At 63.3% G+C, this 13,108-nt stretch carries 16 protein-coding genes and 2 pseudogenes; 17 read left to right on the plus strand and 1 reads right to left on the minus strand.

What is annotated here, in order from left to right; genetic code table 11:
- The first annotated feature begins 254 nt into the window (after positions 1 to 254).
- The 13 genes and pseudogenes from ACG0Z6_RS11715 to ACG0Z6_RS11775 all read left to right on the plus strand — a co-directional run bounded on the left by ACG0Z6_RS11715 (position 255) and on the right by ACG0Z6_RS11775 (position 7,957).
- The gene (locus tag ACG0Z6_RS11715; protein WP_394461581.1) at positions 255 to 917 is read left to right on the plus strand and encodes an RHS repeat-associated core domain-containing protein; all 663 of its coding nucleotides are present in this window, start codon (positions 255 to 257) and stop codon (positions 915 to 917) included.
- A gap of 759 nt (positions 918 to 1,676) precedes the next feature.
- Positions 1,677 to 2,081, plus strand: a complete 405-nt coding sequence (locus tag ACG0Z6_RS11720) for a hypothetical protein (RefSeq protein ID WP_394461583.1) — start codon at positions 1,677 to 1,679, stop codon at positions 2,079 to 2,081.
- Entirely contained in the window at positions 2,078 to 2,323 is a 246-nt protein-coding gene (locus tag ACG0Z6_RS11725) for a hypothetical protein (protein ID WP_394461585.1), read from the plus strand. The genes ACG0Z6_RS11720 and ACG0Z6_RS11725 overlap by 4 nt, the downstream gene beginning before the upstream one ends.
- 318 nt (positions 2,324 to 2,641) lie before the next feature.
- Positions 2,642 to 2,851: pseudogene (locus ACG0Z6_RS11730) on the plus strand (RHS repeat-associated core domain-containing protein); the annotation flags it as partial.
- A 35-nt stretch (positions 2,852 to 2,886) separates the two neighbouring features.
- Positions 2,887 to 3,312 (plus strand): DUF4279 domain-containing protein, encoded by a 426-nt coding sequence (locus tag ACG0Z6_RS11735; protein WP_394461587.1) that lies wholly within the window; start codon positions 2,887 to 2,889, stop codon positions 3,310 to 3,312.
- Positions 3,313 to 3,485: 173 nt separating this feature from the next.
- The gene (locus ACG0Z6_RS11740; protein ID WP_394461589.1) at positions 3,486 to 4,208 is read left to right on the plus strand and encodes an RHS repeat-associated core domain-containing protein; all 723 of its coding nucleotides are present in this window, start codon (positions 3,486 to 3,488) and stop codon (positions 4,206 to 4,208) included.
- A gap of 20 nt (positions 4,209 to 4,228) precedes the next feature.
- Positions 4,229 to 4,621 carry a hypothetical protein gene (locus ACG0Z6_RS11745; RefSeq protein ID WP_394461591.1) on the plus strand — a complete coding sequence of 131 codons (393 nt, stop codon included), beginning with the start codon at positions 4,229 to 4,231 and terminating at the stop codon, positions 4,619 to 4,621.
- Between the two features lie 15 nt (positions 4,622 to 4,636).
- Positions 4,637 to 5,182, plus strand: coding sequence for a hypothetical protein (locus tag ACG0Z6_RS11750; protein ID WP_394461593.1), 546 nt, complete (start codon positions 4,637 to 4,639; stop codon positions 5,180 to 5,182).
- 192 nt (positions 5,183 to 5,374) lie between these two features.
- Positions 5,375 to 5,503 (plus strand): annotated as a pseudogene (locus ACG0Z6_RS11755) (RHS repeat-associated core domain-containing protein); the annotation flags it as partial.
- 102 nt (positions 5,504 to 5,605) lie between these two features.
- Positions 5,606 to 6,076, plus strand: a complete 471-nt coding sequence (locus ACG0Z6_RS11760) for a tetratricopeptide repeat protein (protein WP_394461953.1) — start codon at positions 5,606 to 5,608, stop codon at positions 6,074 to 6,076.
- Positions 6,077 to 6,381: 305 nt separating this feature from the next.
- The gene (locus tag ACG0Z6_RS11765) at positions 6,382 to 6,879 is read left to right on the plus strand and encodes an RHS repeat-associated core domain-containing protein (protein ID WP_394461595.1); all 498 of its coding nucleotides are present in this window, start codon (positions 6,382 to 6,384) and stop codon (positions 6,877 to 6,879) included.
- Positions 6,880 to 6,886: 7 nt separating this feature from the next.
- Complete coding sequence (locus ACG0Z6_RS11770) at positions 6,887 to 7,180, plus strand: hypothetical protein (RefSeq protein ID WP_394461597.1); 294 nt, start codon at positions 6,887 to 6,889, stop codon at positions 7,178 to 7,180.
- A gap of 75 nt (positions 7,181 to 7,255) precedes the next feature.
- The gene (locus ACG0Z6_RS11775; protein ID WP_394461599.1) at positions 7,256 to 7,957 is read left to right on the plus strand and encodes an RHS repeat-associated core domain-containing protein; all 702 of its coding nucleotides are present in this window, start codon (positions 7,256 to 7,258) and stop codon (positions 7,955 to 7,957) included.
- 481 nt (positions 7,958 to 8,438) lie between these two features.
- Here ACG0Z6_RS11775 and ACG0Z6_RS11780 read toward each other — a convergent pair whose 3' ends face one another.
- Positions 8,439 to 8,630: an antitoxin VbhA family protein gene (locus ACG0Z6_RS11780; protein ID WP_394461601.1), complete on the minus strand. Its 192-nt coding sequence runs from the start codon at positions 8,628 to 8,630 to the stop codon at positions 8,439 to 8,441.
- A gap of 280 nt (positions 8,631 to 8,910) precedes the next feature.
- Here ACG0Z6_RS11780 and ACG0Z6_RS11785 point away from each other — a divergent pair, with 280 nt between their 5' ends.
- From ACG0Z6_RS11785 to ACG0Z6_RS11800, 4 genes are all read left to right on the plus strand, one after another.
- Positions 8,911 to 9,588 carry a hypothetical protein gene (locus ACG0Z6_RS11785; RefSeq protein WP_394461603.1) on the plus strand — a complete coding sequence of 226 codons (678 nt, stop codon included), beginning with the start codon at positions 8,911 to 8,913 and terminating at the stop codon, positions 9,586 to 9,588.
- A 75-nt stretch (positions 9,589 to 9,663) separates the two neighbouring features.
- Complete coding sequence (locus tag ACG0Z6_RS11790) at positions 9,664 to 10,044, plus strand: DUF2946 domain-containing protein (RefSeq protein ID WP_394461605.1); 381 nt, start codon at positions 9,664 to 9,666, stop codon at positions 10,042 to 10,044.
- A gap of 125 nt (positions 10,045 to 10,169) precedes the next feature.
- A complete protein-coding gene (locus tag ACG0Z6_RS11795; protein ID WP_394461607.1) occupies positions 10,170 to 12,542 on the plus strand; it encodes a TonB-dependent receptor in 2,373 nt (790 codons plus the stop codon).
- An 11-nt stretch (positions 12,543 to 12,553) separates the two neighbouring features.
- Positions 12,554 to 13,057 carry a DUF1775 domain-containing protein gene (locus tag ACG0Z6_RS11800; RefSeq protein ID WP_394461609.1) on the plus strand — a complete coding sequence of 168 codons (504 nt, stop codon included), beginning with the start codon at positions 12,554 to 12,556 and terminating at the stop codon, positions 13,055 to 13,057.
- The last annotated feature ends 51 nt before the right edge of the window (positions 13,058 to 13,108 follow it).

Here is a 13,108-nt window from a genome sequence, read left to right on the forward strand (position 1 = left end):
CCCGCCGCCTCAATCGGGGCATGTCTGGCCCCGTGGATGGGGGGACATGCTTGCCGTTGGGGGTAGCCCGCCCGCGGCAAGCGGTGCTCATACTCAGGTGGGTGCTCTTGATGATCCCAGCGCCCTTGCCTCCCATCTGCCTCTCGGAGGGATGCCAAGTGTTTGGCGCAAAGTCGGCCTGCTCCCACCCCTCCAAACGCGGGTGGTTTGCGCGCCGGGTAAGGGCAACACTTGGGCAAGCTCGAACCAGCCTTGTGAACCTCAACGCTCCACCCTCCGGCAAGCACCGGGCCGCCAACCACGCCATGCGCTGGCGCGGCGGCGGCGCCGACGCCTTTGGAGCCAGCACTCCCAACGACAACCTGCGCTTCCCCGGCCAGGTGTTCGACGCTGAAACGGGCTGGCACTACAACGTGAATTGCGACTACCGGCCTGGGGCGGGGCGGTATGGGCAGAGTGATCCGATTGATTGGGTTGGTGGGGGGGTCAATACGTATGCGTACGTTGATTCCAATCCGCTGAGCTACGCGGATCCCGATGGGCAGCAGCCCATACCAATGCCGCCGCCGGTCTTGCCGCCACCAGTGATTCCGAGGCCTGATCTGCCACCGGGGTCGAACTACACGCCGATGCCGCGGCCTGATGTCGGCGCGTTGTGTCGGATTGCTCCGCTGGCCTGCGCGACGGTCATGGTGTCGAAGGCGGGTGCTTCGGCATGCGAGCCGTCGCCGGCTGACTGCCAGAAAGAGTGGTTGGAGGCAGAAAATATCTGCTTCGAATGGATCCAGGAGCTGAAGTCTTCGCGCAATACCGCACGTCGACGAAAGCAGCTTCTCGACCTTACCGGTGGCTCGATGGGCGCTTGCAAGATGGGACAGGTCTCCCAGGCGTGTGGCGACAACAAGGTGAAGTGGTGACCGATGCCCAAGCGATTTAGCTCCACGGAAGGTTGGATCGGCTTCGCGCTGAAATTGGCCCGAAAGGGTAGATGCGAAGAAGCTCAGCAGGTACTTCGAAAGCTGGTTGGACGGAGCCTGAGCCCGAATGATCTTCGGCTCGCCGCCCAAGTGAACACGCGGTGCGAATTGCTGGATCAAGCTGAAGTCTGCTGGCTCGAAATTGAGCGTCGTGCTGCGATTGAGCCTGGTGACTACTACATGCTCGGCTCACTGCAAATGAGGCTGTCCAAGGCCGAGTCTGCTGCTCGCTGCTTCGAGCGAGAGCTAGAGGTCTCTGCAGCGGCCGGATCGACGTACTTCGCAGATTCATCCGCTATCAGGCTGGCTGACTTGAAGCTGCAGCTAGGACAGCCGATGCGTGCGAGGGAAGTTCTTGCCAATGTCGCGGACGAGGCCGGCGACTACATAGACGGAGTTGGATTCCGGACCAAAGTTGCAATTCTTCGCGACGTAGTTCGCCACGAGACCGGGAGGTAGCCGGCGGCCTGCGGTAGCGGCACCGGGGTTAAGTTTTGAGTCCTGCCCTCGAGACCTTCTTGCTGTCCTTGTCCTCGGGGTTGATGAACCCGGTGGGCCGCTTGGGCGGATCGTGTGGCGTCATGAGCATGGCGTCGGAGACTGGCTTGAGCTGCGCCTGCTTGACCTGCCCACCCCTCCAAACGCGGGTGGTTTGTGCGCCGGGTAAGGGCAACACTTGGGCAAGCTCGAACCGCCCTTGTGAACCTCAACGCTCCACCCTCCGGCAAGCACCGGGCCGCCAACCATGCCACACGCTGGCGCGGCGGCGGCGCCGACGCCTTTGGAGCCAGCACTCCCAACGACAACCTGCGCTTCCCCGACCAGGTGTTCGACGCTGAAACGGGCGGCACCGTTGGTGTTACCCGGGCCGCTGCCCCTGCGGCAGTTGCGTTGGCAAAGCGATTCAACTTTGATGGGCCCTCACCAGGCTTGGCTTATGGCAACGGGCGCGTTTGCCAAGTACGGTTTGATAAGCAGCCTGTGCTTCGCCTCGACTACCACCCATATCCAGGGACCGGCGGCGAATGGCGCTTGCATCTGAATATCTGGTCTGAAGGCGTTCACATTCCGCTTGATCCTCGAAACTTGTGGGACGGCCGATGACCGAGGAGGATGGCAGTGCACTGAAGATTGCGCAGGAATTGCTCTCGGGCACCACAACCTGCGCAGTGGTCGCTCAGGATCTGTCTCGACTGGATCGAGTCAGCCCGGGGTTTGAAAAGCTAGTTCACTTCCTCTACCACTTTGTTGCCGACGAGGATGTCCGGGGCCGAGATGAGGAGTACGCGCGGTGGCAACGAGAGGAACTTCACCGACTAATTGCTGAGGCGATGCATTTGTTATGAGAGCGCGGTCGATACAGGCCTGCGCTTCGAAGTCGTCCAGGACCTTCTGGGCGCACTTCTCGCCCATTGGGCCGAGGTGGCGGCAGCGGCGTTCGACGCTGCAAACCCCGATCCCGCGCGCTTGGCCGAGATCGAAGCCGACCAGCGCAAATTGCGAAACCTCCGCGCGGACTTCGACCCCGCGACGCTGCACAAATCGAGACCGTGATTGCCGAGCGCGCGCTGTACCCCGCCACCCCCAACCCAGGGTGGCACCAAAACGCCGGGCTCGCCACACTCAGGCCATAACGCCTGCGGCCTGTGAATACCTCTACCCCAAGCCCCCGCAACCCGGGTACCTTCACCCACAAGCTGCGCTTCCCTGGTCAGGTGTTCGACGCTGAAACGGGCGGGCATTACAACGTGAACCGCGACTACCGGCCTGGGGTGGGGCGGTATGGGCAGAGTGATCCGATTGGGTTGGCGGGGGGGATCAATACCTATTCCTATGTCGGGGGGAACCCGCTGAGCTTCGTTGACTCGGACGGCGACGTGGTTGGGAACTTGTGGGATGCCAAGCGGAAATGAGTACGTCCAATAAAAAGGTTATGGTTGGTCTCTACCTGAAGGGGGATGACCTTGAACCCCAGCAGATTACGGAGTCCATCGGCATAGTGCCCACAATTTCTCATGGCCGGGGGGAGGCCCAAAGGACCACCTCAGGGCGCGAGTTCGTCACGAAAACAGGTGTTTGGGGGTTTGTCATTGATGAAGACCCTGCTGAGGTTGTTGATGTTGTAGCGAGCCTAATTGCCGCTCTTGGCCAACATAAAGAGTCCTTGGCAAATTTGCCCCAAGTTCAAGAAGCCTACATCGACGTATTCGTTGCCGCGGACTCCGACGAGGACGGCGAAGGAACTTGTGAGATGGCGCTCACCGCCTTACAGGTGAAGGTCTTGTCAAGCTACGGATTGCCCATTCGCTTCACAGTGAGCATGGGCAAGCCATAACGAAATCCATGAACTCGGCTATGACTACAACAACAATGACATCGTCTGTAGCGCATCGACGGTTTCGGGGTCAGGGCTCAAATCTATAGCTCCAATGACCTGCCCACCCCTCCAAACGCGGGTGGTTTGTGCGCCGGGTAAGGGCAACACTTGGGCAAGCTCGAACCAGCCTTGTGAACCTCAACGCTCCACCCTCCGGCAAGCACCGGGCCGCCAACCATGCCATGCGCTGGCGCGGCGGCGGCTCCTTTGGAGCCAGCACTCCCAACGACAACCCCAGCAACCTGGGCGCGCTCAGCCACAACCTGCGCTTCCCCGGCCAGGTGTTCGACGGTGAAACGGGCTGGCACTACAACGTGAACCGCGACTACCGGCCTGAGGCGGGGCGGTATGGGCAGAGTGATTCGATTGGGTTGGCGGGGGGGATCAATACGTATGCCTATGTAGGCGGCAATCCGCTGAGCTATGTCGATCCTCGCGGTACCAACCCCCTTGTGTTGGAGGGGGCGGGCATCGGAGCCGAGGTTGGTACCGCGATCTTCCCCGTAGTAGGGACCGTAGTCGGTGGCCTGATTGGCGCGGGTGTGACGTGGTGGGCTGCTGACCGCCTCGGCAATCTGATCTTCAATAGGCCGAAAAATCCGCCTGATATTGGGCCGCCGGGTGGTTTCATTCAAGGACCACGTCGAGGCCGACAGTACTGTCCTGATGGCACCCCTCAGACTGACTTTGATCGGCCTCACCAGGATGCCAACTATCCCCATGTGCATGACTGTGTAAATGGTGGGCGGGATGACCACAATGGACGGCCCTACTCTCCATGGCCAGCTGGTGATGTGCCTGCTGAAGGCCCCGTGTCGCCAGTGCCGCGCCGTGCATCGGGAGCCGGTGGGTGAGGCAAGCGCTGGAGCAGAACATGAACTTCATGGAAGGCCGATTGCTCGGCGTTGGGATTGATGAATCGGGTCGCGAAGCTTCGCTTTCGATCATCGATACTGGTGGTGCCAAGTTCATTGTGGAACTGCACGGTGTGGAGAGGCTGCTTGTCCATGAATTTCGCCAACAGAATGTCATCGAAGAACTGATCCACTGGAAGCATGGGAGGCCAAGCGGAGGGCTTCAGGAGGCGGCTTTCTTCTTGACGACAGGTGTAGCCGAGAAGGACTGTGACCCGCAGATGGCGACCGTTGCGCGGGCCGTCGTAGATAGAGTTGTTCGGGGCGAGCTTGAGATGATGGAGATCACCGCCGTCTTCGGCGCGCAGATTCTTGCGTCGTTCGCATCGATGACGGTCTGCCCGCAGGTTTGAAGGACAGAGAGGCACATGCCAACGCAGTTCACCCACGGCATCCGCCTCGAAGTCGCGCAAGACGTTCTGGGCGCGCTTCTCGCCCACTGGACCGAAGTCACCGGACACAACACCAGACTACTTCAAAAAGCTTCCTCCTGCGGATGGGCGCCCATGATCCTCGTGATAAGAACGGTGCTGTTCTATGCCCTCATCTGGGCGCTGACATCGTTTGGCTTCACGGTCGGCGCGTTGCAGACCTTGTTGGGGCAAGGCAATGACATCAGCTCTGAACAACTGCATGCGGTGGCCGTGACGAGCGCCGTCGCAACAGTTGTCGCACTTGCCTTGGCAGTGCTTCTCGGATTGAAATTGCTGGGGAAGGGCGCTCTCGCTGGGCGCTTCCCTGCGGTGGCGTTGAGGGCGATTGGTTTGGCCTTCTGCGCAATGGCGGCCTACTCGTTCTTGGTCGTTGCGGCCGATCATCCGGAAGACTTCTTCAGACGCTTTGCAAACGCCGCTCGGTACGAGTTCTTGCTGCTTGGGGTGGCCGCGCTGGCTCTGAGTGTGCGCAGAGTCTGACGCCGCAACATTGGCCGCTGGCGCAGCGTCTCGTCTTAGGTGCATCGAACATCTGCTTGGGTTGCGCCTGCTTGGCCTGCATCCCATCCCTCCAAACGCGGGTGGCCTGCGCGCCGGGGAAGGGCAACACTTGGGCAAGCTCGAACCAGCCTTGTGAACCTCAACGCTCCACCCTCCGGCAAGCGCGCGCTCACCCACAACCTGCGCTTCCCCGGTCAGGTGTTCGGCGCTGAAACGGGCTGGCACTACAACGTGAACCGCGACTACCGGCCTGGGGCGTGGCGGTATGGGCAGAGTGATCCGATTGGGTTGGTGGGGGGGATCAATACGTCCAGCTCCGTGGGAGCAGGTCAAAATCAACGCATCACATTCAATGCCGCTGCACTGGCCCAAGTGGAGACAGGATCATTCCTCATGGATGAAATGACTAAAGCGGCCATCTCTGAAGCTCAACGAAAAATTGAGTCGGGTAAGTTTCGTGAAGCGTATGAAGTGTTACGTCCCCTGCTGGAAACGGAAGTGCCGGATGCTTTGTTCCTGTACTCGACGTTTAGCTTGGCAGGGACGGAGTCTGAGGCTGAATTTGAGAAGCGCAGTTTCGAGTTGTTGGAGCGCGCTGCCGATCTAGGCCATGCTCCAGCGCTCTATGCCCTAGGTGTCTGCTATGAGGTTGGGGATCTTGTCGAAGCAAACCCGATCTACGCAGCAACGCTGTTGAAGGCTGCGGCAGAAATGGGCCACGCAAAGGCCAAGTTCTGCCATGGGCTCAATCTTTACCACGGCTCGAATGGTGTGCCTCGGAGTGAGGGTGCGGGATTGGCCCTGGTCCGTGCTGCGGCTCAAGATGGGGTGGAGGATGCTGAGGAGTTTTTGAAGGATCAAGGGATAGGCTGAACCGAAATCTTGAAACCAAGGGCCGCTGACGCGGCCCTTGTTGCTTTAAGTCTTGCGCTTCGATGAAGTCCAGCTAGCGGCCCCACCACAAACCCCGATTCCAGCCGCTTGGCCGAGGTCGAGGCAGGTTAGCGCAAGTTGCGCAACCTTCGCCCTGACCTGTGCTCGGAGTCCGGTCTCAAATCCATAGCCCCCAGACCTGAACAGAACCAGCAAGTGGCCTGCCGATGAACCACAGCCTTGCTTGGGGCAGTGGGATCAACCTCAGCAGTCAAACAAGAAGCAAGGACCGCTGATGCGGCCAGGTGTTCGACGCTGAAACGGGCTGGCACTACAACGTGAAGCGCGACTACCGGCCTGGGGCGGGGCGGTATGGGCAGAGTGATCCGATTGGGTTGGCGGGGGGGATGAATACGTACAGCTATGTTGAGAACAATCCGCTGAGCTACGTGGACCCCGATGGGTTGCAGGCGATACCAATGCCGCCTCCGCCCATTCCTGGCATCCCTGCCCCAGGTACCCCTTCTCCACGGCCTGTTGACCCGACGGAGCCAGGAGGCAGGCAATACACGCCAAATCCATCGACATCGTTGCCAGATTGGATAAGGCGGATCATGCCGAAGTCAGCGCTTGAGCGCTGTGAAGCCGATTGCGACGCGGGCTACGACGATGATCAGCGCTACTGCGAAGCGCATTGGAAAATGCACGGACGCAATTCGGATGCCTATCGCATGTGCATGAATCGGGCTCGTAAGAAATACGTGCAGTGCTTCCAGGACTGCAAGAAGGAATGTAAGAAGTGAGGTTGGCATGAGCATTGACAGCACCACCCGTGAACTGATCGCAGATTGCCTCGCTCGAATCGAGGCAGGCGACTACGGTGCGGCGTTCGACTTGTCATCGGCCTTCATGGGGCACCTGCACGAAAAGGACATTGGTCTGAACTTGGCAGTTGTCCAAGCCCTTGCTCTGCTGGCCAAGAGTCAAGGCTGTTGTGAAGCGGGAGAGTTCCTCACTACGGAGTGGCCGACTATGCAGGCCATCCTGCGCAAGCGCTGGGCTCGGTACGGCTTCAGTGAGTCGGAAGAGAGTCCTGCTGACTGACTGGATGTGAAATTCCGGGTGACTACCCATTGGACTCCCTGTCATCTGGCAATCTCGCGCCCTGGCATCCCAAAGGTGCATCCCACCCTATCCCAGGGCGGCGCAACCGCACCGGGCTCGCCACACTCAGGCCAACACGCTTGCGGCTCTGACCTGGGCGCCTTCACCCACAACCTGCGCTTCCCCGGCCAGGTGTTCGACGCTGAAACGGGCTGGTACGACAACGTGAACCGCGACTACCGGCCTGGGGCGGGGCGGTATGTTCAAAGTGACCCCATCGGCTTGGATGGGGGCATCAACACGTACACCTATGTCGAGGGCAATCCCCTTAGCTACACCGATCCTACGGGTGAATGTCCTTGGTGCGTGGCTGCTGGTGTTGGCGCCTTGACCGATCTTGCGGTTCAGCTCTATTTCAATGGCTTCAACCTCAAGTGTGTCGACTGGAAGGAGGTCGCCATTTCCGGGGCGGCTGCAGGGGTCGGCGTTGGCATAGCGACCAAATTGGCAAAGCTGGGCAAGGTTGGGACGTATTCGACAAAAACGGGTGGGCCGACCCGACCGACATACCGCTTCTTCAAGAGCAAAGGCAATATCCGCGTCGAGTCACACCCGATCTCCAAAAACGCCCCCGATTGGTACAACTACCAGCACTGGCATCCCGACTTTGCGGGGGAGCCATGGAGCAAGATGCATTGGCCCCTGATTGAGCCATTGGTGGGCATTCCTGCCGCTGGTTACAACTTTGCCAAAGACGATTGCGAATGCCAGAAGTGAGATCAACCGAGACAGGCATCGACCTGTCGTCGTTTCGTTGGGCGCGCGCGAAAGCGACGGGTGAAGCAGGGGTTTGGAATGTCACCCTGCCCCTTTGGCCTTGGAAGTTTCGTGCTGCGGCGAAGGAGAGGGAATCCATCGCTGAGCGACTTGGCCAAAGGTTCTCGTATCGAGCCATTTGGCTCAGCGACTGGGCAAGCAGCGACCGTCCCGGTTGGCACAGCCTCGACCGGGGCGTGCCTTTGTCTTCAGTGGGAGATGACCTCCGAAATGGAGCTTGGGCTCTCTTCTTCTTTGCAAACGAACCCGCTGCGGCCTGCTACAGGTCAAATCCAGTTGAGCCGACTGACGCGGCGGCGGCCAAGCGCGTCGCCCGTGACCTTGGGGCGGATGCTGCAATATGGGCTTGGTACGACGACAACGTGTGGCTTGTTGTACTTCCAGCCCGGTAGGCAGAGGTAAGCGCTGCGCACCCCAGCACTCAGCGCCGGCCGACCACCGCCCGCCGATCCGCCTCCTGGGCGCGCTCGACGATCCGCCGCCTGACCTCCTCGGCGGATAGCTGCCCGGTGACCATGGCTTCCATGTCCGCGAGGAACTCCGCGCCGGGCTGATGCCCATCGATGCGCGTGCTGGCCAGGGCCTGCTCCAGCCGCATGCGGCGCTCGGCCAAGGAGCGTTGGGGCGGGGTGAGTCTCACTTCGGATCCTTCATGTCAAGGGCGCTCGGAGTCCGGTCTCAAATCCATAGCCCCCAGACCTGAACAGAACCAGCAAGTGGCCTGCTAATGAACACAGCCTTGCTTGGGGCAGCGGGATCAACCTCAGCCGTCAAACAAGCAACAAGGGCCGCTGACCCTCTGCCTGAAGACCAACACCCCCACTTTCCCCGCGCAGTTCCAAGCCTTCTGCGGCCAGCGCGTGTTTATGCTGGGCCGGATGAACGGGTGTGTATTGAGCTGCAAGCGTGGGTTGGTGGTGGGGTTGCTGGGGGTGGCCGGGTGGGTGTGTGCGCAAACCGGGCCGCGGAGCAATTTGTGGGTGGAGCTGCGCTGGGTGGACAGTGGGCTCAGCCCTGCGGCGTTGAGGGGATCGCGTGATGGGGCTTTGGTGGTGGGCACGGCGGGCACGCTGATGCCGCACGGGGCCCATGTGCTGAGCACGCAGGACGCTGCGGCGCAGGCGGCGCAGACGCAGCGCCTGATGCTGCAAAACGGCAGCACGGCGCGGCTGCGTTTGAGCGAGGCAGTGCCCGTGCAGTGGGTGGACTACGCGGTGCAGGTGGACGCGGCGGGCGGCCCGGCTGCCAGTGCGTCGGCGGGGCCTGCGGCCAGGCTGCTGGCGCAGCCGCGCAGCACGCTGGTGGAGCGGGTGTCGGCGTTCAGCGTGAGTGCGCATTGGCCCGGTGGCCGCCAGCCGGTGCAAGTCACTGTGCTGGCCCAGACCCCGGGCGAGGGCGCTCAGGCGCAGAGCCACATCCACAGCACGGTGCTGTTGCCGCTGGGGGAGTGGCGCACCATTGCGCGCACGGGGGCGCAGGCGCAGGCGGCCGAGCCCGGTGTGCTGCGCAGCCGCGATGCCCAGCCGCGCCAAACGCGCGAGCTGCAGCTGCGCGTGGAGCTGGCGCCCTAGGGGCGGTGCAAGACTGCCCCCTGATTCAGAGTGCCAGCCCCAGACGCAGGGGGCGGCCTGCCTACAATGCCGGGCATGCGTCTGACCCGCGACACCAAGCTCATCACCTCCTGGGTGGCCATCCTGGCCGTCCTGCTGATGAGCTGGGCGCCGCTGGTGTCGCAGCTGCTGGGCAGCCCGAGCACCTGGGCCGAGATTTGCAGTGCCAGCGGGCCCAAGTGGGTGCAGGCCGATGCGGCCTCGCCTCAGCCACCGGCCAAATCCCCCGCAGCCAAGCTGCTGGAGCACTGCCCCTATTGCTCGCAGCACGCGGGCGCGTTGGGCCTGCCGCCAGCACCCCTGGTGGTGCTGACCGTGCCAGGGCCGCGCGAGGTGGCACGGGCTTTTCTGAGCGCGCCGGCCACGCCGTTTGCGTGGCGCACGGCCCAACCGCGCGGGCCACCGCTTCTGGTCTGACGGCTCGCTGCGCGAGCCTGTGATGCCTTCTTGGACCGCGCTTGGCCATGGTGCCAGCGGTCCCCATGCATTCGCACCCGCGCGCGGCCCTTGGAGGGCCGGCGCGGTGTCAGCACAGGACTGTTATGAACAAGACCCTGCTTGTGGCCGCGCTGGCCACGGCTTACCCCTTTGCGTCTGCGGCTTGGGCGCAGAGCTCTCCCGCGCCGAGCCCTGGCGCCGCCGCCGCTGAAGCCAGCCAGGCCGAAGCCGCGCCCGTGAAGTCGCTGGGCATGGTGGTGGTGCAAGGCAGCCGCCTGAGCACCTTGCCCGCCAACATCCCTACCACCACGGAGAGCGTCAGCGCGGCGGACATCGAGCGCCTGATCAACGCCACCGACAGCGAGGACGCGCTCAAGTACCTCCCCAGCCTCTTGGTGCGCAAGCGCTATGTGGGCGACTACAACCACGCCATCCTCTCCAGCCGGGCTTCGGGCACGGGCAATAGCGCGCGCTCGGCGGTGTATGCCGACGGCATTTTGCTGTCCAACTTTCTGGGCAATGGCGTGGGCGGCTTGTCCTTCCCGCCGCGCTGGGGCCTGGTCACGCCCGAGGAAATCGAGCGCGTGGAGGTGATGTACGGGCCGTTCTCGGCCGCCTACCCGGGCAATGCCGTGGGCGCGGTGGTGGACTTTGTGACGCGCATGCCGCGCCGCTTCGAGGCGCATGTCAAAACCAGCTATGTGCTGCAGCCCTTTGAGCTCTACAACAGCGACGAGCGCCACCACGCGCGCCAAAGCAGCGCCTCGGTGGGCAGCCGTTGGGGCGATTGGTCGTGGTGGATCAACCTCAACCACACCGACAGCACCGGGCAGCCGCTGACCTTCCCCACACGGCTCAAGAGCGCGGGGGTGGCCAGCGGCAACGCCCAGGCCGTGACGGGCGCGGTGGCCGATGCCAACAACGCCGGGCAGCCTTGGTCGGTGCTGGGGGCGGGCACGCAATACCGCACTGTGCAAGACCATGTGAAGCTCAAGCTCGCCTACGAGCTGCCGGGCCGCGTGCGCCTGAGCTATCTGGTGGGCGCCTGGCGCAACGACGCCGATGGCAATGCCAAGAGCTACCTCAAAGACGCCCAGGGCAACACCGTCTACAGCGGGCCGGTCAGCTTGGGCGGGCTGCAGTACACGGGCAAGCAGGCCCTGAGCGGTGCGGACTTCCCCGTCACGCGTGAAGACCTGCTGCATGTGATGCAAGGCTTCTCGGCGCTGAGCCAAAGCGGCGGTGCCTGGGATTGGGCGCTGTCGCTGAGCCAGTACGACTATCGCAAAGACCAGAAGCGCCAAAACGCGGCCAGCAATGCCTTGCCCGGCGCTTTGCAGGGCGGGGCGGGCACGCTGGCCGAAGGCCAGGGCACGGGCTGGACCACGCTGACGCTGCGCGGCATCTGGCGCCCCAATGCGCAGCACGTGCTGGAGTTTGGCGCCCAGCAAGACCGCTACCGGCTGCGCTACCAAAGCAGCAACATCAGCGGCAACTACCTGCTGGACCCGGCTGGCACCCTGGCCAGCCGCGTGCAGGGCAATACCGCGCTGCGCAGCCTCTACGCCCAGGACGCCTGGGCGCTGGCGCCGCGCTGGAAAGCCGTGCTGGGCCTGCGCGCCGAGCACTGGCAGGCCAGCGCGGGCCGCACCGACTTCTCGGCCACCTCTGCGCAGGACCACCCCTCGCGCTCGCTCAGCGCGCTCTCACCCAAGGCTGCGCTGTCCTGGCAGTGGCGGCCCGAGACCGTGCTCAAAGCCTCCATCGGCCGCGCGCTGCGCATGCCCACGGTGTCGGAGCTCTACGGCGCCACGGCCAGCACCAACTCGCGCTACATCAACGACCCCCAGCTCAAACCCGAGCAATCGTGGACGGGGGAGCTCAGCGCCGAGAGCCACTTCGGGCTCTGGAGCACGCGGCTGACCGCTTTTGCCGAGGACACGCGCGACGCGCTCTATGCGCAGACGGTGTTTGATGCTGCAGCCAATCTGAACATCAGCCGGGTGCAAAACGTCGACCACATCGCCACGCGCGGCCTGGAGGCCACGCTCTCCAGCGCCGACTGGCTGCTCAAGGGCCTGGACCTCGCGGCCAGCCTCACCTACGCCGATTCCAAAATCCGGCGCAACGCCGGCTTTGTGACCACGCCCGGCGACACCGTGGGCCGCTGGCAGCCCAACATCCCGCGCTGGCGCGCCACCGCCGTGGCCAGCTACCGCTTTGACGCGCAGTGGACGGCCACCCTGGCCGGGCGCTACAGCGGACGCCAGTACCGCACGCTCAACAACGCCGACATCAACGGCCACACCTATATGGGCGTGAGCCCCTACGCCACGCTGGACGCGCGCCTGCACTACCGCTTCAACCGGCAGTGGAGCGCGGCCCTGGGCGTGGACAACCTCAACAACGACAAGTACTGGAACTTCCACCCCTACCCGCAACGCAGCTACAGCGCCGAGCTGAAGTTCGACCTCTGAGGAGCTCCACCATGCGACACCCAACCCTGACCCTCCCGCTGGCACTCATGCTGGCCACCGCAGCCCAGGCCCATGTCACGCTGCCGCCGGGCGGCGGCGCCGCGGGCACGGTCTACACCGCGGCCTTTCGTGTGGGGCATGCCTGCAGCAAAGAAGCCACCGCCACCACTGGCCTGACGGTGCGCCTGCCCGCAGGCTTCACGCTGATCGACGCCGAGCCCCGGGAGCACTGGGCGCTCAAGAGCAGCCCCAGCGAAGTGAGCTGGACCGCCCAGCGGCCCGAAGCGGCTGTGCCCAATGCCGAGAAAACCACTTTTGTGCTGCGCGGCAAGCTGCCCGATCAACCCGGGCTGCTCTACTTCAAAGTGCTGCAGCGCTGCGACATCGGCCAGGCCGACTGGGCCGAAATTCCAGCCCACGCCGCTGACAAACCCGCCATGCCCGCCGCACGCCTGGAGGTGCTGCCCAGTGGCGGCGCCGCACCGGCAGAGGCGGCCACAGCGCACGCGCACTGAGCGCGGTTACGCCAGCCCCACCCCGCGCCCATCGCCCACGGCCTGCGGCCA

Source organism: Roseateles rivi (genome assembly GCF_043555845.1).
GTDB lineage: Bacteria > Pseudomonadota > Gammaproteobacteria > Burkholderiales > Burkholderiaceae_C > Roseateles > Roseateles rivi.

Excerpts from the sequence above, each read along its gene's own strand:
- ACG0Z6_RS11725 (WP_394461585.1), top strand. The coding sequence starts at position 2,078 with ATGACCGAGGAGGATGGCAGTGCACTGAAGATTGCGCAGGAATTGCTC.
- ACG0Z6_RS11735 (WP_394461587.1), top strand. The coding sequence starts at position 2,887 with ATGAGTACGTCCAATAAAAAGGTTATGGTTGGTCTCTACCTGAAGGGG.
- ACG0Z6_RS11745 (WP_394461591.1), top strand. The coding sequence starts at position 4,229 with ATGAACTTCATGGAAGGCCGATTGCTCGGCGTTGGGATTGATGAATCG.
- ACG0Z6_RS11750 (WP_394461593.1), top strand. The coding sequence starts at position 4,637 with ATGCCAACGCAGTTCACCCACGGCATCCGCCTCGAAGTCGCGCAAGAC.
- ACG0Z6_RS11760 (WP_394461953.1), top strand. The coding sequence starts at position 5,606 with ATGACTAAAGCGGCCATCTCTGAAGCTCAACGAAAAATTGAGTCGGGT.
- ACG0Z6_RS11770 (WP_394461597.1), top strand. The coding sequence starts at position 6,887 with ATGAGCATTGACAGCACCACCCGTGAACTGATCGCAGATTGCCTCGCT.
- ACG0Z6_RS11790 (WP_394461605.1), top strand. The coding sequence starts at position 9,664 with ATGCGTCTGACCCGCGACACCAAGCTCATCACCTCCTGGGTGGCCATC.
- ACG0Z6_RS11795 (WP_394461607.1), top strand. The coding sequence starts at position 10,170 with ATGAACAAGACCCTGCTTGTGGCCGCGCTGGCCACGGCTTACCCCTTT.
- ACG0Z6_RS11800 (WP_394461609.1), top strand. The coding sequence starts at position 12,554 with ATGCGACACCCAACCCTGACCCTCCCGCTGGCACTCATGCTGGCCACC.